Here is a 19,599-nt window from a genome sequence, read left to right as displayed (position 1 = left end):
TCGGGGGTCGCCGCTGGCGGCCCCCGAACACCGTTCCCCACCAGTTCGATCCCACCCGCAGCGCATTCTCCCCCGACAGGCAGGACCATGGACCACTTCGCCTACCTCGCCATGGGCATCGGCAACGGCGCCGTCTACGCGGCACTGGGCCTTGCGCTGGTGATGACCTTCAAAAGTTCCGGCGTGGTCAACTTCGCCACCGGCGCGATCGCGCTATACACCGCCTACACCTACGCCTACCTGCGCCAGGGAAAGCTGCTCAATCCGATCCCCGGTTTCGACGCGAAGATCGACCTGGGCGCCAACCTGAGCATCGTGCCGGCGATGGCGATTTCTGTGGTAATCGCCACCCTGCTGGGCGTCGGACTCTATCTGGTTGTCTTTCGGCCGATGCGGACCGCACCCGCGCTGGCCAAAGCCGTCGCCGCGATCGGGGTCATGCTCGTGCTGCAGGCGCTCATCAGCCTGCGGGTCAAAGACGACTCCCCCGCAGTCAGGTACATCTTCCCGCAGGGCAGCCTGACGATCGGCGGCCAGCGGGTGACGACCGACCACTTCTGGCTGGCGGCCGTCGTGATCGGCCTGGCGGTCTGCGCGGCCCTCGTACTGCGCTACACCCGATTCGGTATCGCGACCGAAGCAGCGGCCGAATCTGAGAAGGGCGCGCTGGTCACCGGGTTGTCCCCCAACCGGATCGCCGTAGCGAACTGGGCACTGTCATCGGCAACGGCCGGCCTGGCCGGCATCCTCATCGCCCCGATCACCACGCTGAGCCCATTTGCCTACAGCCTGTTCCTGGTGCCCGCACTCGCCGCCGCGCTCGTCGGCAACTTCACCGGCATCGGCGTCACCGTCGGCGCCGGGCTGGCGATCGGCATGCTGATGAGCGAGGTGACCAAGCTCCAGGACGTCTTCGCCTGGCTGCCGCGCTACGGTCTCGGTGAAGCGGTGCCGTTGGTGCTGATCCTCGGCTTCCTCCTGATCCGGGGTCAGGCCCTGCCGGGCCGGGGAGCCCTGATCCGCCAGGACCTCGGCCGCACCCCGCGGCCAGCGGGCCTGATCATTCCGACGGTCATCGGCGTTGTCGTCGTGATCGCCGCGCTCTACCTCACCTCGGGCAGCATGCGCTTGGCCGTCATCATGAGCCTGATCTTTGCCATCATCGCCCTCTCGCAGGTCGTGATCACCGGGTATGCGGGACAGGTTTCGCTGGCCCAGCTGACGCTGGCCGGCGCGGGCGCCTTCACCCTGGCCCGGATCACCGCCGACTGGGGCCTGCCCTTCCCGATCTCCCCGCTACTCGCCGCGGGGTTCGCGATGGTCATCGGCATCGTCGTCGGCCTCCCGTCGTTGCGGGTCCGCGGCCTGCCGCTCATGGTGGCCACCCTGGCCCTCGCAGTGTTTCTAGAACAGGCGTGGTTCCAGAACCCCGACCTGAACGGCCAGAGCGAACAGCTGAAGAACCTCGACGATCCGACCGGCGCCGCACTGCGTATCCCCGACCCGACACTCTTCGGCATCAACATGGCCGTCGGCTCCGGGGACGGCTACCGCATCTCCTTCGGCGTGTTGTGCCTGGTCGTCCTGACCAGCTGCGCGCTGGGGGTCGCCGTCCTGCGACGCAGCCGTCTCGGCGCCGCCATGCTCGCCGTCCGCGCGAACGAGCGGTCGGCCGCCGCCGCGGGCGTCAACGTCGGCGCCACCAAGCTGATCGCGTTTGCCATCGCATCATTCATCGCCGGCCTCGGCGGTGTGCTGCTCGCCTACCAGCAGACGCTGGCCGCGGCCTCGAGCTACGCAGTACTGGCCGGCATCGGCCTCTTCGCGGCCTTCTACATCGCCGGCGTGACGTCGATCTCGGGGGCCATGCTCGGCGGTCTCCTCGCCCCGGGGGCGCTGCTGGCCTTCGTCCTTGACAAGTACCTTCACTTCGGCGACTTCTACATGCTCGCCACCGGTGTGCTGCTGGTGCTGACCGTGGTTACCAGTCCCGACGGTATCAGCGGGTACTTGCACCGGATCCCCCTGCCGTCGGGGCTGAAGGGAAAGTCCGGCCGCACCGCCGCCGACAGCATCGGCGCCGCCACGGCCCTGCTCGGCGACGTCGAACGCGCCGGCTCCGATCCCACCAGCGACCCCCACCGTGCCCCCGTCCTCGCCATCAACGACGTGACCGTCACCTACGGCACGGTCACCGCGGTGAACAGTGTCGACCTGGACCTGCGGCCGGGCGAGATCGTCGGCCTGATCGGACCCAACGGGGCGGGGAAGACCACTCTGGTCGACGCGATCAGTGGCTTCGTCCCCGCCACCGGCGCCATCGTCCTCGGCGGCCGCAGCCTCACCGGCATGTCGCCCCATCGCCGCGCGCGCGCCGGCCTGGGGCGCAGTTTCCAGGACGTGGAACTCTACGACGAACTAACCGTCGCGGAAAACGTGAGCGTCGGCGTCGCGCGCGCCGAGCACGACGTGACCGGGACCGTGGCCCAGGCCCTGGGTCTGCTGGAAATCGCCGAGCTCGCCGACTCGATCGTCGCCGACCTGTCGCAGGGACAGCGGCAGTTGGTGTCGGTGGCCCGCGTACTCGCCGGTCGGCCCACGGTGGCACTGCTCGACGAGCCGGCCGCCGGCCTCGACTCCACCGAGAGCCGGTGGCTCGGCGAACGTCTGCGCTCGGCCGCGTCGCGCGGCGTCACGATGCTGCTCATCGACCACGACATGGACCTTGTCCTGCGCGTCTGCGACAAGGTGGTCGTTCTCGACCTCGGCGAAGTCGTCGCGAGCGGCCCACCGGAACTCATCCGCACCGACCCCAGCGTAATCCGGGCGTACCTCGGCTCAGCGGGCGACGACGGTCCGGGCACCACCGGTACCGCGAACGAGGAGGTCCAGGCATGAGTGCGCTGCGCTGCGTAGGGGTCGATGCCGGGTACGCGAAGAAGAGTCCCTGTGTCCGCGGCATCGACCTGACGGTCCAGCGCGGCGAGATCATCGCCCTGCTCGGCCCCAACGGGGCCGGCAAGACAACGCTGTTGATGACCCTCGCGGGCCTGCTTCCGCGCCTGGGCGGCGAGGTGTTCGTCGACGATTCGGCGACGAGTTCTGGGAACCCGCGCGCGGCCGTGCGTGCCGGAGTCGTCCTCGTGCCCGACGATCGGGCCCTCTTCCGGAACCTCACCACCGCCCAGCATCTGAAACTGGCCGCCCCCCGCCGCAAATCCGCCGCCGCCCCGGCGATCCAGCAGGCACTGGGCTACTTTCCGGCGCTGACCAGGCGCCTCGATGTCGCCGCCGGGGATCTCTCCGGCGGCGAACAGCAGATGCTCGCCATTGCGCGCGCACTCCTGCAGCGACCGCGAGTGCTATTGATCGACGAACTCAGCATGGGGCTCGCGCCGATCATCGTCGAGTCGATCCTCCCGGTGCTGCGCACCGTGGCCGAACAGGACGGCACCGCCGTCATACTCGTTGAGCAGCACGTCCGACTTGCTCTGGCGGTCGCCGATCAGGCGGTCGTCCTGGCCCACGGTGAGGTGGCCCTGACCGAGGCGGCCGGCGTGTTGGCCGCCGACCTGCCACGGCTGGAGTCCGCCTATCTGGGTTCCTGACCGACCCGCGTCAGATTGAAACGCGGTAATTCTTCCCGCGCGGCTCGCGCATCCACAGCTGCTCGTCGGTGCGGGCGGTCGCACCCTCCTGCTTCAGTTCCCGCTTGATGATCTTGTTGGTCGCCGTCGTCGGCAGCGCCGAGCTGACCCGCACGTATCGCGGCCATCCCTTCGACGACAGGTCGGCCTGGTCGGCAAGGAAGGCCGCGAGCGCCGCCGGGGTGAGATCACCGATGCCGCTGGGCACGATCGCCACCATCACCGCATCGCCCACCGAATCGTCGGGGACCCCGTACACCGCAGCCTGCCCGATCTCCGGCATGCGCTGCAGGATCCGCTCAATCGGGCCGGCGGTCATGTTCTCACCGTCGACGCGGAGCCAGTCGCCGGTGCGCCCAGCGAGGTAGATCCATCCGTCTGCATCGCGGTAGCCCAGGTCGCCGGACCAATACATGCCCTCGCGCATGCGCTCGGCAGTCGTCGACGCATCGTTGTAGTAACCGGTGAACATACCGGCGCCAGAGGTGTTGACGAGCTCGCCGATTGCCTCGGCGGCGTTACCCAGCGCGCCGGTCTCATCGAACTCGGCGACCGCACACTCGGCGAGGGTGGCCGGGTTGTGGATTGCCACGCCGGGAAAGCCCTTGCCGATGGATCCGGGCGGCGTGCCGGGCTCGCGGGTGATGATGATGGCGAGCTCGCTGGACCCGTACCCGTCCCACACCATGGTGCCGAACCGCCGGGCGAAGTCGTCGATGTCGCGGTCGCTGGCCTCGTTGCCGAATGCGGCGCGCAACGGATTGTCGGAGTCGTCGGGCTGCTCGGGGGTGGCCAGGATGTAGGCCAGCGGCTTGCCGACGTAGTTCATGTAGGTCGCACCGAATCGGCGGATGTCGGCGAGGAAGGTCGACGCCGAGAATTTCGCCGGCACCATCGTCGCGCCGCTGGTCGCCGCCACACAGTACCCCCCGAGGAGCGCGGCAGAGTGGAACAGCGGCATCGAGAGGTAGCAAACGTCGACGGCGGACAGCCCGAACTTCTCAATCAGCGGCGGCCCGGCGAACGGGATGAGCATGTGGGCCAGCTGCACCGGTTTGGGATCGCCACTCGTGCCCGAGGTGAAGATCAGCATGAAGGGATCACCCGGACCGGGCGTCGAGTAGGGCACCAGTTCGGGGGCGGCGGCGACGCGCGCGGCCCACTCGTCAGTCGAGGTGTCGAAGACCTGGCAGTCACCGAGGTCGAGGCCGTCGAGGAGGCTGTGGTGTTCGGCGTCGGTCAGCAGGATCTGGCAATCGGCGCGACGGATGTCGGTGGCGAGTCCCTCACCCCGTCTGGTGTTGTTGATACCGGCGGTGACGTAGCCGCCGAGCGCACCCGCCGCGATGGCGATGAGCATCGTCGGGCTGTTCCCCAGCAGCACGCCGATGTGCATGGGCCGCGACGAATCGGCAGCGGCCAGGACCGCGGCCGCCATGGCGCGCGCGTCGGCGAGATATTCCGACCAGCTCCACCTGCCGGTGTCGTGAACGATGGCCAGGCCCTCATCGTCAGTTCGCTCGGAAAGGAGTTGCGTCACAGTGTCAGCCATGACCCCAATCTAGAACGCGTTGCAGAACTGCGCTACCGATTGCCGATACCCTCGTGGACGCCAGAAGCCCGGGCCCCAGCGTCCGCTGAACGCCGCGAACGCCCTACTTCCCGACGATGGCACCGCGACGCGCCGTCCAGGTGATCTTGCCGCGCTGGAAGTCGCTGACCTTGCCCTTTCGGTCCTTCGTCACGCGCTCGCTGCTGGTGGGGAGACCGAGTTTACCGCCGGGTCCGCCCACTGAGACGTAGGCTCCGCCGATGGCACCGCCGACGATCTTGGGCCCCTTCGGCCCAGTGATGATCCGACCGCCGCGGAAGTCCTGGGCGCGCCCGCCGGCGACCGAGTACTCCGGGGTGAGGCACTCACCCAACAGGCGCTTATTCGGCTCGTACACCTTCTTAATCGCCCCGGCGGTACGGCAGGCCGGCCGATCCTCGGCGAGCCCGAGCGCGCTCGCCGCCTGCGGCCAGGCCTGGGTCATCTCGAACTGCCAGTACGGCCAGGTGTGCGTGCCCGACGGGCGGTAGACGGCCTGCCCGGGAATCCCCTTACGATTCAACTCCGAGGCGAACTGCTGTGACGTCACCCGGGACAGCAACTCGAGGCCGACGCCGGAGTAGTTGGTGGCCAGTAGGGGGATGTCGCTCGGCTTGTCGTGGGGCCCGACCACACCGTTACCCGACGACAGGTAGATGCTGGTGCCGCGGAGCTGCTCGGCGAGCAGATACGGGTCGTGCTCGCGCCACGCCGCATTGGTGGGCAGGCCGAACATCTTCTGCGAGTCATAGCCACCGGCGTCGTGCATCGCGAATTGGATGGCTGGCTGCATGCCGAGCGACGTCAGCTGCAAGATCCCCGAGAAGGACGCGGCGAACTTGTAGAAGCCCGGATTGCGGGCGGCGAGCATCATCGCGGCCGTGCCGCCCATCGACAACCCCTCGACGCCGCGCACCTCGGTCGAGCGCCAATCGCGCTCGATGATGGTTGGGAGTTCCTTGATGAGGAACGTCTCCCACTGATAGTTCTTCCCGTGATCGGGCTGCAACCAGTCGGTGTAGAAGCTCGACTCACCGCCCACCGGCAGGATGACGTTGAGGTTCTTGTCCTTGTAGAAGTCGACGACGTTGGTATTGATGACCCAGCCGTTCTGGTCGTCCTGGGCGCGCAGGCCGTCGAGCATCGTCAGCTGCGGGAACGTGGCGGTCGGCCGCGACCACCAGTCGCGCGCCAGGAGCAGTTGGACTTGGATGTCGGTGTTCATCGCCGGCGAATGCACCCAGAGCGAGACCTGACGATCGGTGTACCAGAAGGTTTTGGTGACGCGCACGCTCTGTGGTGCGGCGACCGGCGGGGCCGGCGGGGGCGTCGACGCACCGGCCCCCGGCACCTTCGGCGCAGGACTTGGCGGCGGCACCGGTGCAGCCGGTGCAGCCGGGGGTGCCGGTGCGGCCGGTGCGGCCGGTGCGGCCGGAGGTGGTGGCGGTTCTGCCGCGGCCGACCCGACGATGGGCACGAGCAGCACGCCGACGAGCGCACACCCGACGGCGGCAGCCCAGCTCCTGGTGAGCGGCACCCGACGATCCCCCGCCGACATTCCTCGCACCGCTCGACCGGTCCTCACAGCACTGACTCCTTCACGTCCTCACCGACGACGCGGCTCCGATCCCTCATCGGGCACCAAAAAGCATCGCCCTCCGTGTTGTTCTTACACGGAGGGCGATGCTTTTTGGCTATGCCACGCTGTGACAGGTGAGAATTTTGTTACTGAAGGGGTGGTCGGCCTCGGTAGTCAGCGGAAGAATCCGCGCGACTTCGCGTTCCAGACCATGTCCTGCCAGTAGCCCCACGAATGGGTGCCGACGGCGTCATAGGACATGACCGGCAGGCCCGACAGCGCGGCAGCGGCCTGGAAGGCCTTCGCCTGGGTGAAAGCCAGGAACTCCAGCGTCGAACCCTGGAAGAGGTCGTCGAACACATTCGGCAGGGCGTTGTAGCGGCCGAACAGGCCATTGCCCGAGCCGACGAAGATCTTCATCCCGTGCATGTTGCCGATGTTCCACATCGGGTCGTTCTGGAACCACTGCAGGCCCCAGATCGGCCACATCGAATCAACATTCCACGGCTTGGGATCAACGTCGAGCATCGCGAGACGAATCATCGTCCGCATGCCGGGCGCCGAGAGGAAGTTGTACCCCGACAGCGATCCGGCGGCGTCGAAGTTATGACGGTTCTGCGCACCGATCGTCAGTGAGGCGTTACCGCCCATCGACAAGCCCATGATCGCGTACTTGCGGCTCCTCCCGACCCGGTAGCCGCGCCGGTCGAGTGCGTGGACCAGGGACCGAGTGATGGCGCAGTTCCAGGTGTACCGGTATTGCTGACCGTTGAAGTTGCTCGGCGCGTCCCAGTCGGTGTAGAAACTCGCCGGACCTCCGATGGGTTCGACGACGTTGACGCCGGAACGGACCATCTCCTGGATGTTGGTGTTGATCTCCCAGCCGCTGTAGTCGTACTGGGCGCGCATGCCGTCGAGCATGATGACGGTCTTGTAGTTGCCCGGCCGCTTCCACGCACGGACCTTGACTTTGGGCATTCCGCAGCCGTTGATCCAGAACTGCTCCAGGCCGACCTGGGTGCCGCCGATCCGGGCCGCCGCCTGTGCCCCGCCGACCACGGTCACCAGGCCCAGCGAGGTTGCGATCGCAACCAGCGCAACCAGCATGCGGCTACGCATCGTTTTCGACGCAGTCTTCAGCATAGCGACTGATCTCCATCTCCCCCCGGAGCAGAGCAGGCCCGGCTCCGGGTGTCGGCATCCCGAACCAGTCGGATCGGATCTGCTGTTCGATTACACAACGGCTAGAGGAATCCTGCACTCGGAGTCCCCCAGACCGCAACGCCTAGGAATCTTATTGCAATGGCTTTGTGACTCACAAACCGCCAAACGCTGTGATTGCGCCGACACGGCCACCTTTGCGACCCTCAGTGGAACCGTCTTCCCTGGTAGTCGCGGTAATGCCCGCTGCTCCCAATTGACAGGAAACCCGCAGGTTGATCTTCACTTTCGCCACGCCCACCACAGAATGTTCCCGCGCAGCCGAGCTACTTCGGCCGAATTCGGGGCGGCATCGTCAGTCCGCAGCGCTGAATCTCGTACTCCGGAATGCGCGATATGCGGTAATCGGTGAAACCGAAAGACTGACGCAAGCTGCTGCGAAAGCGCTTGAGCGACCACGGCTTGTCCTTGTAGGACGCAATCCGGTCCATCGTCGCCGGGCAGGTCAGCGCAACCTGGGCTTGTTGCACAACTTCCTGGTCGAGGAACAGCGGCAGCACCGGATATCGGGGGAAGGCGCCCGACTCGGCGATCACCCACTCCGTCGGCAGGATCTTGTCGTGCCCGATGCGACCATCCTGCAGCCGTTCGCTGTGCGCCGCGATCGGGTAGGCCAACCCCATCTGGTCGATGACCCGCACGTCCAGCGGCGCATTCATTCCGGTCATCCCGAGGTTGAGGAAGAAGACCGTCACCTGACGAGGCGTATTCGGCGCCATCTTGTCCGGCAGTTGCGCGTAGTACCAGTTGTCGTAGTCGCCGGACGCGATGAGTACCGCACCGGTGTCGCGGAACTTGTCGATCGACTCCATCATCGCCCGCATCCGCGGGAATTCCAGGTAGTCCTCGGCGGTGAGCGGATTCGGGTTCCCCATGTTGACCGCATAGAACCGTCGCTCATCGACGATTCCGGCGCGGCCGATGTCGATTCCTTCGCCCGGCAGCGTGTTCTCGTGCACGGCGACCGCCCAGCTCACCGTGGCTACCCAGACCAGGCCGAGCAGCACCGCGCCGCCCAGCGCCGTCCGCGTCTTGCGTCGCACCACCACATCGGCCGGGCTCTGCGGGGTGCGCCAGGCCAGCCTGATGTGCTCGGGGATCACCACCGGGATGACCATGATCGGCAGCAGTAGGACGAACAGCGGCGTGAGCAGCACGCGCGCATGCATAAAGTCGCCGCCCTGCCGAATCCAATACAGCGCCAGCACGAGACCAGCCACGGCCACCACCACGACGACCGTCGCGGGCCGCCGCAGACCATCGCGAAAACGATTCCACCGGGCGACAATCCGCGACCCGGTCTGCGGTGCGGTCGCCGCCGCCTCGCCGTGCTGGGCGTGCCGCCCGCCCGCCGAGGCAACGCTCACTGCCGGCGCGGCGCGGCGCGCCTGACGCGAATACAGCAACCAGCCGACGACAACGAGCGCGAGAAGCACCGGGAACAACAACACGTAGGGCCCGAACATGTTGGCCAGGTAGACAAATCCCTGGCCCCACTTAGACCCGGACGCATCCTTGGCGATAGCAGGATTCGGGACCAGCACGGCGTAGTAGCCCATCCGGAAGACCTGGTACGCCACGGGGAGCGCACCAGCGGCGCCGACAATGCCCAGACGCATCCACCAGGTGGTCGGCGCACAAACGATGACGAGCAGCGCGAGTCCGCCGAGCAACGTGAGTTCCGGCCGGATCAGCGGAGCCAAACCGGCCACGAACGCCAGGAACAGCGTCGCCGTCGTCTCCCGCCGGCCACTGATCCGCGACGGATCGCGCCGGGCCCAGGCCAGAAACAGGCACCACAACCCGGCAACCCAGAAGATCGAAAGCCCGCTTTCCAGACCGCTCGTCGCGAAATCGCGGGCGGGTGGCAAGGCGATGTAGATGATCGCCCCCAGCGGAAGCAGCAAGGCGAACCCGCGGCTCGCCACGGACCCGTCTCGATCGGGCCCGTGCGCCCGGCCCACGGCCCCCGGCCAATACAGCCGGGCCGTGCCGTACATCGCCAGGGGCACCGCGATCACCGACATCAGCAACGCCGTCCACAAGGCCACGTACTCCAGTTGACCGCCGGTGAGCCAGGAGAAGAACCACAGGACGTAGGTCCACGCCGTCGAGGTGTTCGCCTCCACCCGTTCCCCCGCATTGAACACCGGTCCGTTACCGGCCATCAGGTTGCGAATCGTGCGCAGGACGATCAGGCCGTCGTCGGCGATCCAGCGGCGCTGCCATGCACCGATCGCGAAGAAGGTGGTGATCCCGATCGCGCCGACCAGGAAGCTGCCACCCGCCACTCGGGTGCGCACGGCGCGTCGATCGGACGATGCGGTCATGGCGCCGGCGCCAACCGCTCCGGGGTCAGCTCCAGCTCGGGTAAACATAGACGGCGACACCCACGCATACTATCCAGGCCAGTGCGAGAACCTGTAGGACCCGGTCGCCAAGCGCGATCTCCTCGGGCTCACCGGCCGCACCGCCGTCGACATCGACCGCGTAGCGCAGGATCGCGACGGTGAACGGCACCATCGACACGGCATAGAAGACATTGTCGACATCGTTGCCGGCCCGGTCGACGTGCGGGTCGAACGCCCACAGTCCGTAGCAGAGAACCACCGCGGTCGCCGACAGCGTCCACACAAACCGCAGGTAACCGGTGGTGTAGTACTCCAGCGACTTACGGATCTTTGCCCCGGTCTGCTCGGCCAGTTGCAATTCGGCGTACCGCTTGCCGGCCGCCATGAACAGCGAGCCGAAGGCCATCACCAGCAGGAACCACTTCGACAGATCGATTCCGGTGGCCGCGCCACCGGCGATCGCGCGGAGCAAAAAGCCCGACGAAACAATGCAGATGTCGACCACGGCCTGGTGCTTGAGCCCCAAGCAATACGCAAGCTGGATGGCGAGGTAGATCGCAATGACAACGGCCGTCTGCCAGTTCGCCAGCAGAGCGACGCCAACCGAGGCCGCGGCGAGAACGACGGCCAGCACATACGCCAGGCCGATCGGTACAACACCCGCGGCGATCGGGCGGTAACGCTTGGTCGGGTGATTGCGATCGGCCTCCACGTCGAGCGCATCGTTGATCAGGTAGATCGCCGACGCAGCCAGACAGAAGGCCACGAACGCGACACCCGCGTTGCGCCACACCTCGGCGTTGTCGAAGCGCAACTGCCCCGCGGCGAGCGGTGCGGCCAGCACCAGAACGTTCTTCACCCATTGCCGGGGGCGGATGGCCTTGACGAGACCGGCCGCCAGGTTCTTCGGTGGCCCGAGAACCTTGCTGTTCTCGATCGGCTCCTCGCTCATGAGACTCCCGGCTTTCGGTTCGCGAACAATCTGTCGCCCATCAGTTTGTCACCCGCGATGACCGCACCGGCACTCGCGGCGCCGATCGCGGCCCCTGCCAGCACATCAGTCGGGTAGTGCACACCCAGGACCAGCCGCGACAGCAGCATCGGCGGCACAATGACCGCGGTCAGCGTCGCCGGGTTCCGCCATCGACGGCTAGCCCCGCTCACTCCGCTCCCGGCGGCCAGCCCATCGGCCCCGCTCGCTCCGCTCCCGGCGGCCAGCCCATCGGCCCCGCTCGCTCCGCTCCCGGCGGCCAGTGCCCAGCCCAGCAGGATCGCCGCCGTCGTCGTCGACGTCGCGTGCGACGACGGGAAGCTCAGCTTGCTCGGCGTCCCGACGCCGACGCTGATATCGGGGTGATTCGGACGCGGCCGGCGCACGATGCGCTTGATGATCACCGAGGCGGCGTGCGCGCCGAACGCACCGGCCCCGGCCTCAAGGTAGCGGCGCCTGGCCGTCTCGTCGCCGCGTCGCGCCGCCACCAGGGCACCGGCGCCCGCGAGCGCCAGCCAGCCCAACGAGTGCTCGCCAAAGTGCGACAGGGCACGAGCCGCCGATACCGTCGCGGGACGGGTGACGGCCGACTGGATCGCGACCAGGACGGCGGCCTCACCGGCGGGACCGACCCGATCGGCCTCGCGGTCAGTCGATTCCAAAGACATTCGCCCAGCTTTCCCTACTGGTGAGGTCCGCGTGTGCGTCCCGGTACTTCTGCTTCATCTCGGGGAATCGCTCCCGGAGTTCGCGCACGAGCGCCGCAGATTCCTTGCCGAGTGCCAGCGCCTTGTCGCGGTCGCGCTGGCGATACACCACACCCCGGCCATCGGCCGTGGTCACGGTGACGCCGTCGACCCGGCCGAGCGAGAACCAGCGCGCCTCGATCGGCGGGTAGTTGGCCTGCGGCACCTCGTGGTGGCGCGGATCTACGGGGCGCAGATTGTTGCGCACCACCTTGGCCAGCGTCAGCGCCTGCGAAACGGGATTCGTGGGCACCTTGACCCCCATCGCCGTCGCCTCACCGCTCGTCTTGGGCAACTCAGTGGCCGACGGGAGCACCACCGCATCCGGGTACTGCTTGCGCATCTCGGCAATCTTGCCCAGCGCAGTGGGAAGCAGACTCCGGATGTGATCCGGCCCGGCGAGGAAATCGCGGATCGCCTCGTTCTGAATGGCGACGGTCGAGTACTCCAGACACAGCAGGTGCTTGACGGTCGCTTTGGCCATCGACTTGAGGATGCCGTCGATGGGTCCGTCGTGATGAATGCTGGCGACAACCAGGCGGTTGCGCAGGTGGAAGTAGGCCTGCCAATCGATGGCGTCGTCCTTGTCACTCCAGGCCATGTGCCAGATCGCGATTCCCGGCACCGTCGCCGTCGGATAACCGGCCTTGGCGGCGCGCAGGGCGAACTCCCAGTCATCCCACTTGATGAACAGCGGCATCGGCAGGCCAATGGTCTCCGCGCACTCTCGCGGAATCAGGCACATCCACCAGCCGTTGCCCTCGACGTCGATGCGGCGGTGCAGGTTCTTCGAGTTCTTCCGGTCACTCATCGGGTACTTCGCGAAATTGTGGTCATACTCGACGAACGGAGCCGCGGTCCACATGAAGTTGCTGCGGTTGATGACCTCGCCCATGCAGTGCAGATGGCTGCGATCCTGCAGGTTGAGCATCTGACCGCCGACGAGCATCGGGGTCTTGGCAAACCGGGACATGGCCAGGGCCCGCAGGATCGAGTCGGGTTCGATCGCGATGTCGTCGTCCATGTAGAGGATGTAGGGGCTGTCGGTCAGGCGCAGCGCCTCGTACATGATGCGCGAGTAGCCGCCGGATCCGCCGAGATTGCCCTGCTCGAACATGTGCAACCGATCACCCAGGCGGGCCGAGGCCTCGTCGAAGCCGGGTTCGGCGATAACCTTGCGGGTGCCCTGATCGGGCATGATGACCGCGTCGATGACCGCGTCGACCTGCGGATCGCTGGTCAGGGCGGCCAGTGCCGCGACGGCATCGGTGGGCCGGTTGAAGGTGGGGATTCCGACGGTGACCGTCGCGTCGGGGTTCGGGCTCGCCACCGGTGAGAACCAGCCAGCCGAGATGATCTCGGTGTCGGTATCGGTGGTGAGGTCGAACCAGATCCAGCCGCCATCCTCGAAGGGACCGAGGTCGAGCTCGAACTCGATTGCGCCGCGCCCGTCGGCATCGACGGGGACGAGGTCGCCGCCGATGCCGATACGTGAGCCGTCGATCTTCGAGCGGTACAGGTCAACGCGGGCGGTCCCGGTCAGCTCGACGCGCAGCACCACCGACTTCAGCGTCGACCAGCGACGCCAGTAGGAGGCGGCGAAGGCATTGAAGTAGGTCTCGAAACTGACCTCCGACTCACCGCCGAGGACCACCGAGGTGCGCGACGGGGAGTGGGCCCGGCGCAAGTTGCCGTCGGCTTCCACCAGGTAGAGGGAACGCACATCGAGCGGCTCGCCGGGACGCGGAAAAATCACCCGTTGTAGCAGCTCGGCCGCCTTCGATTCCGGCGCAGCGCCGGCCTTCGCCGCGGGCGTGTCATTCGTCGTCGCTGTAGTCATGTGACTCTCTCAGTCATTCTGTTCGACGAGGGGCGCGCCCGTGCTCAAGTGCGGGGCGAGCATGTTGTCGAACACGGTAAGCGCACTGGCGATGGCCATGTGCATGTCAAGGTACTGGTAGGTGCCCAGGCGACCGCCGAAGAGCACCTTGTTGTCACGGAGTTCGGCGGCGGCACGCTCGCGGTACTTCGCGACCATCGCCCGATCCTCGGGGGTGTTGATCGGGTAGTACGGCTCATCTTCGTCGGCGGCGAAACGACTGAACTCGCGCATGATGACGGTCTTGTCGTCGGGGTAATCGTCGCGCTCGGGGTGGAAGTGACGGAACTCGTGGATGCGAGTGTAAGGGACGTCAGCGTCGTTGTAGTTCATCACCGGGGTGCCCTGGAAGTCACCGGTCTCGAGCACCTCGGTCTCGAAATCGAGGGTGCGCCATCCCAATTGACCCTCGGTGTAGTCGAAGTAGCGGTCCAGCGGTCCGGTATACACAATCGGGGCGTCGGGGCTCGCGGCGCGCAGGTCGTCGCGCACATCGAACCAATCGGTGTTCAACCGCACCTCGATACGATCGTCGGCCGCCATGTTCGTCAGCCATGCGGTGTAGCCGTCAACGGGCAGGCCCTCAAAGTCATCGTTGAAATAGCGGTTGTTGAAGGTGTAGCGCACCGGCAGTCGGGTGATGTTGGCGGCCGGCAGGTTCTTCGGGTCGGTCTGCCACTGCTTAGCCGTGTAGTCCTTGACGAATGCCTCGTACAAGGGCCGGCCGATCAGGCTGATCGCCTTCTCCTCGAAGTTCGCCGCCGTCTTGGTGTCGAACTCGCCGGCCTGCTCGGCGATGAGGGCCTTGGCCTCGTCCGGGCTGTAGTAGCGGTTGAAGAACTGACAGACCAGGCCCAACCCCATCGGGAACTGGTAAGCCTGGCCGTCGTGCATCGCGAACACGCGGTGCTGGTAGTCGGTGAAGCCGGTGAACTGGTTGACGTAGTCCCACACCCGCTGATTGGAGGTGTGGAACAGGTGCGCACCGTACCGGTGGACCTCGATGCCCGTCGTCGGCTCAGCCTCGGAATAGGCGTTGCCGCCCAGGTGGTCGCGGCGCTCGACAATCAGCACCCGTTTGCCCAGCTGCGTCGCGGCACGCTCGGCGACGGTCAGGCCGTACAGGCCCGATCCGACGACGATGAGGTCATACGAATCGTTATTGCTCACCACGGGTGTTCAGGGTATCCGACCGAACCTCAGAATGACGCATCGCGGAGACGCCCTCGGGTGTCCCAACGTCAGATTGCGCCGATCCGAGCCACTGCCCACCAGCGTCGCCACCCGCTGCGATCCCCGCCAGAGTCGCGGTGGCCGTTGTTCCCATCGGTTGCGGTTGTGCACGTCACGACCATCGCGACCGATCTAGGATTGGGTTCATGGCGCCGATCGAGTTCATCCCCAACGCGGGGGCTTGCCTGGTAACGACACACGTCCTGTCCGGGGATGGCCGGATACAGCGGATGGTGCGTGAAGCCGCACAGAATCCCCTGGACAACGGGTGGCGAATCATGAGTGACATCGACGCCGACGAACACCTCACCAACACTGAATACTGGCGGGTCGCCGACTACAACGACGTCTGCAGCCTCGAACCGGCGCTGATCGACGTGTGGGCGCTGCCGGTCGGGTCAGATCTGCACCTGTTTCGCGACGGGGGGGACCCGCGCATCGTCGACTCCGCGACCGGGCGGCAGGTGATTCCACCGGCCGCGGAGATGGCGGCCGCCCCCAGCGCCGACGCGCATGACGTCGCCAAGCGCGAAGACGCGATCGCCAGCGAGACGTGCACGGCGCTGTCGTCCATCCCGGATTGGACTCTGGCGCTCAACTCGGTCACCTTCACCGACGGCTCGCCACCCGCGAATCGCTGTCTGCTATTCGCCGCCGGCGAGGGCGACACCGACCTCGACCGATGGTTCTCCGGCGGAGTCCTGCCCCCCCTGCCGTTCGTCGCCGAGGCAACCCTGCCACCGGGGACCATCGCGCACCTCGCCCATCATCGCGAGGCCATGCCCGACGCCAGCCATCGTTTGTGGAGCACCATGGACTATGCCGTTCAACGCGACGGTCAGTTCTATTTCTTCGCCTGCCGCTACCGGTAGGTGAAGCCGTCCCGACTCAGATCGCGTCGACCCGCGGGAACCCCAGCGCAACGAGGCCGCCGCGCTTGTTGAACGCCCGGAGACCGCGGGGAGACAGGGCGACCGCCCCGGTCTGGGGCGTATAGAGCATCACCCCTCGCTGGAAGCGTTGTTGCACGCCCCGACCATCCTCGGTCAGCGCCGGCACACCCAGCGGCTGGCCCAGTGGCGACCGCCGGCCGCCGAGCGCCGTCTGCTTGGCGGCGAACGCAGTGCCGGCCGCGCCGAGCAGTCGGTCGATGGTGCCCTGGTCGAAGCGGACGTTGTCGGCGACGCCGCGCAGCAGGGACCCGAGGTCGAAGTTCTCCAGCGGTCCCGGTGCCCCGACGCCGGCCCCCGGCCCGGTGGGTGGTGCGACGATCTGCGGCTTGGTGGTCTGCCCGGCGATCGAGAACCAGGCCGACTTCAGCTTCAGCAGGGTCCGCGCTTCCTCGCCGGTGATCTCCTTGGTTCCGCCCGAACCAATCGCCCTGACCTTGAGGGCCCGACCGAAGTCGGGGCCCAGCCCATTGGCCTGCGTAACCTCGAGCGATTTGAGCCCGCCGACGCCGAATGCCCGTCCGACGCTGTCCGCACTCACCGTCGCCGTCCAGGTATGTGCCGGGGAAACGGTGTCGCCCTCGTCCTGCACGGCCGGAAAGTTGCCGCCGGCGGTGTAACCGCCGGTCGATGCGGAGAATTCGGTGAACGCGGGCACACCGCCGGCCAGCAGGATCTGTCCGGCGGTCGCATCGGCGGCAATGTTGGTGCGCGGGTCCTCCCCCGATACGCCGCCGTAGACCTGCGAGTTCATCGTGTCGTCGATCTTCTTGCCCTTGGCCAGTGCGGCGAGCGCATAGGTGCGCGCGGCCACCGCCTGGGCCTTCAACGCTTCGGCACCGCCTTCGTCGGCCCAGCGCGGCAGACTCTCGCGGGGGATCACGCCCTTGACGTAGTCGTCGACGTGGAGACGGTTGACCACTTTGCCGTCGACGAGGCCGAGGCCTCCGCGATAGACGGCACCGTTGCTGCAGAGCTTCAGCAGTTCGGTTGCCGGGCGGCTCGGTGCGGGGTTGATCGGGTCGACAAAGGGGCTGGCGCCGAGCGGCACCGACGCTACGACGGCACCGTTACAGCCGGACGTGATGGTGGCCGTGGTCCCGGCCAGGCGCACGGCCTGCCCGGGAGCCACTGTCTGGCCACCGACTCGCAGCCCGGCGTCCGCGCGCACATTCACCGAGGACTGCTTGGTGAGAATCACCGAGACCTCGGGTTTGTCCGCCTTCCCCGCGGTGGTGCCGCCGTAGTAGTGGCGCAAGATCTTCTCGGCCGGCCAACCCCTCTTGGCGTAGCCGAGCGCGCCCCACTGTCCCATTCCGCGACCGTGGCCGTGACCCCTGCCGCTGAGATTCACATCTGCTCCGGCGGTCAGCGTCACCGAGGTGACGGTGGCGGCGGTGGCGACGACGGCGGCGATGCCGCCGACGACGAGAACCGGCGCCAGGGCTGCGGACACGACCTTCTTCCGAACCTGTCGCATGACTGCCCTTCCGCGCCGTACCCAGCAAATCGGGCGCGCTCGCTATCGCTCCCGGCGCCGTCAGCGTGAGTCAAATGTGACTAATGAGACTCATGTGACTGTAGTGAATGGGACTAAGGGCCCACAAGCTCCCCCGGTCACAACCCGGTCACGAGTTAACAGCCCTGGCGCCCGCGTTTAGGTGCCCACTCGACAGAAGCGGGGTGCCCACTCGACAGAAGCGGGGTGCCCACTCGACGCAAGTGAGGTGCCCACTCGACGATCAGAAGTAGCGATTCAGCACCTTCGCGACGCCGTCGTCGTTGTTGGTCGGCGCAACCTCGTCGGCCGCCGCGATCGCCGCCGGATGCCCGTGCGCCATGGCCGCGCCGTGCGACGCCCAGCGCAGCATCTCAATGTCGTTGGGCATGTCGCCAAATGCGATGACCGCTTCGGTGGGCAACCCCGACAGTTCAGCGAGCCGCGCCAGGCCCGACGCCTTGTGCGTCTGGGGGACGGACAACTCAATCAAGCCGTTGCTGGTCGAGAAGGTGACCTCCGCCAAGTCGCCGACGGCGGGGATGAGCAATTCGGCCATCTGCTCGCTGCGCATCTGCGGTTCGCGGGCCAGCAGTTTCACCGCTGGTTCGTCGGAGATATCGACATCCTCGACGAGTTCGTGATCGGGGTTGAGCCACGCGTGCTGGTACCCGGTGGTGGCGACGAACGGCCGCGTCGCCGCATCGTGCGCCGAAGCGCCGGCGCGCTCGGCGGCCAGGCCGGCCTCGGGGAGCACTGCCTCAAGGATCTCTACCAGCTTGCGCAGCCTTGGGACCTCGAGCTGTGCGGCGTGCAGGATCCGGTCGTTCGCCACGTCGTAAACTATCGCCCCGTTCGCGCACACCGCGTAGCGCACCAACGATCCGCCGGGGCGCACCCCCACCAGGTCGTCCGGGACAACCAACTGGTCGGTCACCTCGGCGATCCAGCGCGGCGGACGCCCCGTCGCCAGCACCAGGTCGACGCCCGAGCGGACGGCGTTGGTGATCGCGGCAACCGTCGCCGCCGTCACCGTGTTCTGATCATCGAGCAAGGTGCCGTCGACGTCACTGGCGATGAGCGACGGGGCGACCGGGCCCGGGAAGGAACCGTTCACCCGCGCCCTGACTCGCGCTTGGCGGCGCGCAGGGCCGCCTTGCGGGCCGCCTCGTCGTCCTCGATCACCTTGGCCTCATCGGCCGTCGGCGCGGAACCACCGAGCCGGGCCGGCACCCACGGCTCGCCGGCCGGGTGCGGGTACTCGTCTTGGATCGCGTGCAGCATCGTGCTCATCGTTTCACGAACCTGCGACACCTTCTCGTCGACGGACGCAGTCGAGTCGAGCGCGACGCCGGAAACGTCGATGGGCGACCCGTACTCGAGGACGACGGGAAACCTGGTGTAACCGATCTTCCGGATCCCGCCCTTCGTCCACACGCGGTGGGCGCCCCAACAGATCACCGGGATGACCGGCACTCCCGCGGCCGCGGCCATCCGGACCGCACCGGACTTCAACTCCTTGATCTCAAAGCTGCGACTGATCGTCGCCTCCGGATAGACCCCGAGCAACTCGCCAGAACGCAGGGAATCGACCGCCGTCGCGTACGCCTCATGTCCAGCGGAACGGTCGACCGGAACGGTCTTGGTGTGGTTGATGAGGAACCGCATGATCGCGATATCCATCATCTCCGACTTGATCATGAACCGGATGCGTCGCCCGCGCGCCTCCACCCCGAGTGCGACGGCCAGAAAGTCGAGGTAGCCGGTGTGGTTGATCGCGAGAACCGCCCCGCCCGAGGCCGGTATGTTGTCGCTGCCGCGACGGTCGATGCGCAGCCCCTGGACGCCGCGCAGCCCAAAGGCAATCAGCTCAAGCGTGCGGTAGACCGGCTCCATCGGGGCTCCTCTCCACC

General features: G+C 67.0%; 14 protein-coding genes. 3 read left to right on the top strand and 11 right to left on the bottom strand.

Annotated features, from left to right (window positions below):
- Positions 1-87: 87 nt before the first annotated feature.
- Together B4M62_RS12285 and B4M62_RS12280 are read left to right on the top strand one after the other, a co-directional pair.
- A complete protein-coding gene (locus tag B4M62_RS12285) occupies positions 88-2,898 on the top strand; it encodes a branched-chain amino acid ABC transporter permease/ATP-binding protein (protein WP_290713289.1) in 2,811 nt (936 codons plus the stop codon).
- On the top strand, positions 2,895-3,608 hold the full coding sequence (locus B4M62_RS12280) for an ABC transporter ATP-binding protein (protein ID WP_290713286.1): 714 nt from the start codon (positions 2,895-2,897) through the stop codon (positions 3,606-3,608). The genes B4M62_RS12285 and B4M62_RS12280 overlap by 4 nt, the downstream gene beginning before the upstream one ends.
- 10 nt (positions 3,609-3,618) lie before the next feature.
- Here the strand turns inward: B4M62_RS12280 and fadD1 are convergent, their stop codons facing one another.
- The 8 genes from fadD1 to glf all read right to left on the bottom strand — a co-directional run bounded on the left by fadD1 (position 3,619) and on the right by glf (position 15,178).
- Entirely contained in the window at positions 3,619-5,199 is a 1,581-nt protein-coding gene (gene fadD1, locus B4M62_RS12275; protein ID WP_290713282.1) for a fatty-acid--CoA ligase FadD1, read from the bottom strand.
- Between the two features lie 103 nt (positions 5,200-5,302).
- Positions 5,303-6,796: an alpha/beta hydrolase-fold protein gene (locus tag B4M62_RS12270; protein WP_290713358.1), complete on the bottom strand. Its 1,494-nt coding sequence runs from the start codon at positions 6,794-6,796 to the stop codon at positions 5,303-5,305.
- A gap of 195 nt (positions 6,797-6,991) precedes the next feature.
- Positions 6,992-7,960: an alpha/beta hydrolase gene (locus B4M62_RS12265; protein ID WP_290713280.1), complete on the bottom strand. Its 969-nt coding sequence runs from the start codon at positions 7,958-7,960 to the stop codon at positions 6,992-6,994.
- A gap of 344 nt (positions 7,961-8,304) precedes the next feature.
- The gene (gene zomB, locus B4M62_RS12260; protein ID WP_290713278.1) at positions 8,305-10,368 is read right to left on the bottom strand and encodes a flagellar motor control protein ZomB; all 2,064 of its coding nucleotides are present in this window, start codon (positions 10,366-10,368) and stop codon (positions 8,305-8,307) included.
- 25 nt (positions 10,369-10,393) lie between these two features.
- Positions 10,394-11,341: a decaprenyl-phosphate phosphoribosyltransferase gene (locus B4M62_RS12255; protein ID WP_290713275.1), complete on the bottom strand. Its 948-nt coding sequence runs from the start codon at positions 11,339-11,341 to the stop codon at positions 10,394-10,396.
- Complete coding sequence (locus tag B4M62_RS12250) at positions 11,338-12,048, bottom strand: phosphatase PAP2 family protein (RefSeq protein ID WP_290713272.1); 711 nt, start codon at positions 12,046-12,048, stop codon at positions 11,338-11,340. The genes B4M62_RS12255 and B4M62_RS12250 overlap by 4 nt, the downstream gene beginning before the upstream one ends.
- Complete coding sequence (locus B4M62_RS12245; RefSeq protein WP_290713269.1) at positions 12,029-13,966, bottom strand: glycosyltransferase; 1,938 nt, start codon at positions 13,964-13,966, stop codon at positions 12,029-12,031. Before B4M62_RS12245 ends, B4M62_RS12250 begins: the two co-directional genes overlap by 20 nt.
- Before the next feature lie 9 nt (positions 13,967-13,975).
- Positions 13,976-15,178, bottom strand: coding sequence for a UDP-galactopyranose mutase (gene glf / locus B4M62_RS12240; RefSeq protein WP_414651837.1), 1,203 nt, complete (start codon positions 15,176-15,178; stop codon positions 13,976-13,978).
- A gap of 206 nt (positions 15,179-15,384) precedes the next feature.
- Here glf and B4M62_RS12235 point away from each other — a divergent pair, with 206 nt between their 5' ends.
- Positions 15,385-16,110, top strand: a complete 726-nt coding sequence (locus B4M62_RS12235; RefSeq protein WP_290713265.1) for an immunity protein Imm33 domain-containing protein — start codon at positions 15,385-15,387, stop codon at positions 16,108-16,110.
- Positions 16,111-16,126: 16 nt separating this feature from the next.
- Here B4M62_RS12235 and B4M62_RS12230 read toward each other — a convergent pair whose 3' ends face one another.
- The 3 genes from B4M62_RS12230 to B4M62_RS12220 form a co-directional block, all read right to left on the bottom strand.
- The gene (locus B4M62_RS12230) at positions 16,127-17,668 is read right to left on the bottom strand and encodes a SpoIID/LytB domain-containing protein (protein ID WP_290713262.1); all 1,542 of its coding nucleotides are present in this window, start codon (positions 17,666-17,668) and stop codon (positions 16,127-16,129) included.
- A 262-nt stretch (positions 17,669-17,930) separates the two neighbouring features.
- Positions 17,931-18,803: an HAD family hydrolase gene (locus B4M62_RS12225; RefSeq protein WP_290713259.1), complete on the bottom strand. Its 873-nt coding sequence runs from the start codon at positions 18,801-18,803 to the stop codon at positions 17,931-17,933.
- Positions 18,800-19,582 carry a lysophospholipid acyltransferase family protein gene (locus tag B4M62_RS12220; protein WP_290713256.1) on the bottom strand — a complete coding sequence of 261 codons (783 nt, stop codon included), beginning with the start codon at positions 19,580-19,582 and terminating at the stop codon, positions 18,800-18,802. The genes B4M62_RS12225 and B4M62_RS12220 overlap by 4 nt, the downstream gene beginning before the upstream one ends.
- Positions 19,583-19,599: the final 17 nt, after the last annotated feature.

It is taken from the genome of Gordonia sp. UBA5067 (genome assembly GCF_002414845.1).
Lineage (GTDB): Bacteria > Actinomycetota > Actinomycetes > Mycobacteriales > Mycobacteriaceae > Gordonia > Gordonia defluvii.
This window is presented reverse-complemented; position numbering and strand designations above follow the sequence as displayed.

Excerpts from the sequence above, each read along its gene's own strand:
- B4M62_RS12280 (WP_290713286.1), top strand. The coding sequence starts at position 2,895 with ATGAGTGCGCTGCGCTGCGTAGGGGTCGATGCCGGGTACGCGAAGAAG.
- B4M62_RS12270 (WP_290713358.1), bottom strand. The coding sequence starts at position 6,796 with ATGTCGGCGGGGGATCGTCGGGTGCCGCTCACCAGGAGCTGGGCTGCC.
- B4M62_RS12285 (WP_290713289.1), top strand. The coding sequence starts at position 88 with ATGGACCACTTCGCCTACCTCGCCATGGGCATCGGCAACGGCGCCGTC.
- B4M62_RS12255 (WP_290713275.1), bottom strand. The coding sequence starts at position 11,341 with ATGAGCGAGGAGCCGATCGAGAACAGCAAGGTTCTCGGGCCACCGAAG.
- B4M62_RS12245 (WP_290713269.1), bottom strand. The coding sequence starts at position 13,966 with ATGACTACAGCGACGACGAATGACACGCCCGCGGCGAAGGCCGGCGCT.
- B4M62_RS12265 (WP_290713280.1), bottom strand. The coding sequence starts at position 7,960 with ATGCTGAAGACTGCGTCGAAAACGATGCGTAGCCGCATGCTGGTTGCG.
- fadD1 (WP_290713282.1), bottom strand. The coding sequence starts at position 5,199 with ATGGCTGACACTGTGACGCAACTCCTTTCCGAGCGAACTGACGATGAG.
- zomB (WP_290713278.1), bottom strand. The coding sequence starts at position 10,368 with ATGACCGCATCGTCCGATCGACGCGCCGTGCGCACCCGAGTGGCGGGT.
- B4M62_RS12235 (WP_290713265.1), top strand. The coding sequence starts at position 15,385 with ATGGCGCCGATCGAGTTCATCCCCAACGCGGGGGCTTGCCTGGTAACG.
- B4M62_RS12250 (WP_290713272.1), bottom strand. The coding sequence starts at position 12,048 with ATGTCTTTGGAATCGACTGACCGCGAGGCCGATCGGGTCGGTCCCGCC.
- B4M62_RS12220 (WP_290713256.1), bottom strand. The coding sequence starts at position 19,582 with ATGGAGCCGGTCTACCGCACGCTTGAGCTGATTGCCTTTGGGCTGCGC.
- B4M62_RS12230 (WP_290713262.1), bottom strand. The coding sequence starts at position 17,668 with ATGCGACAGGTTCGGAAGAAGGTCGTGTCCGCAGCCCTGGCGCCGGTT.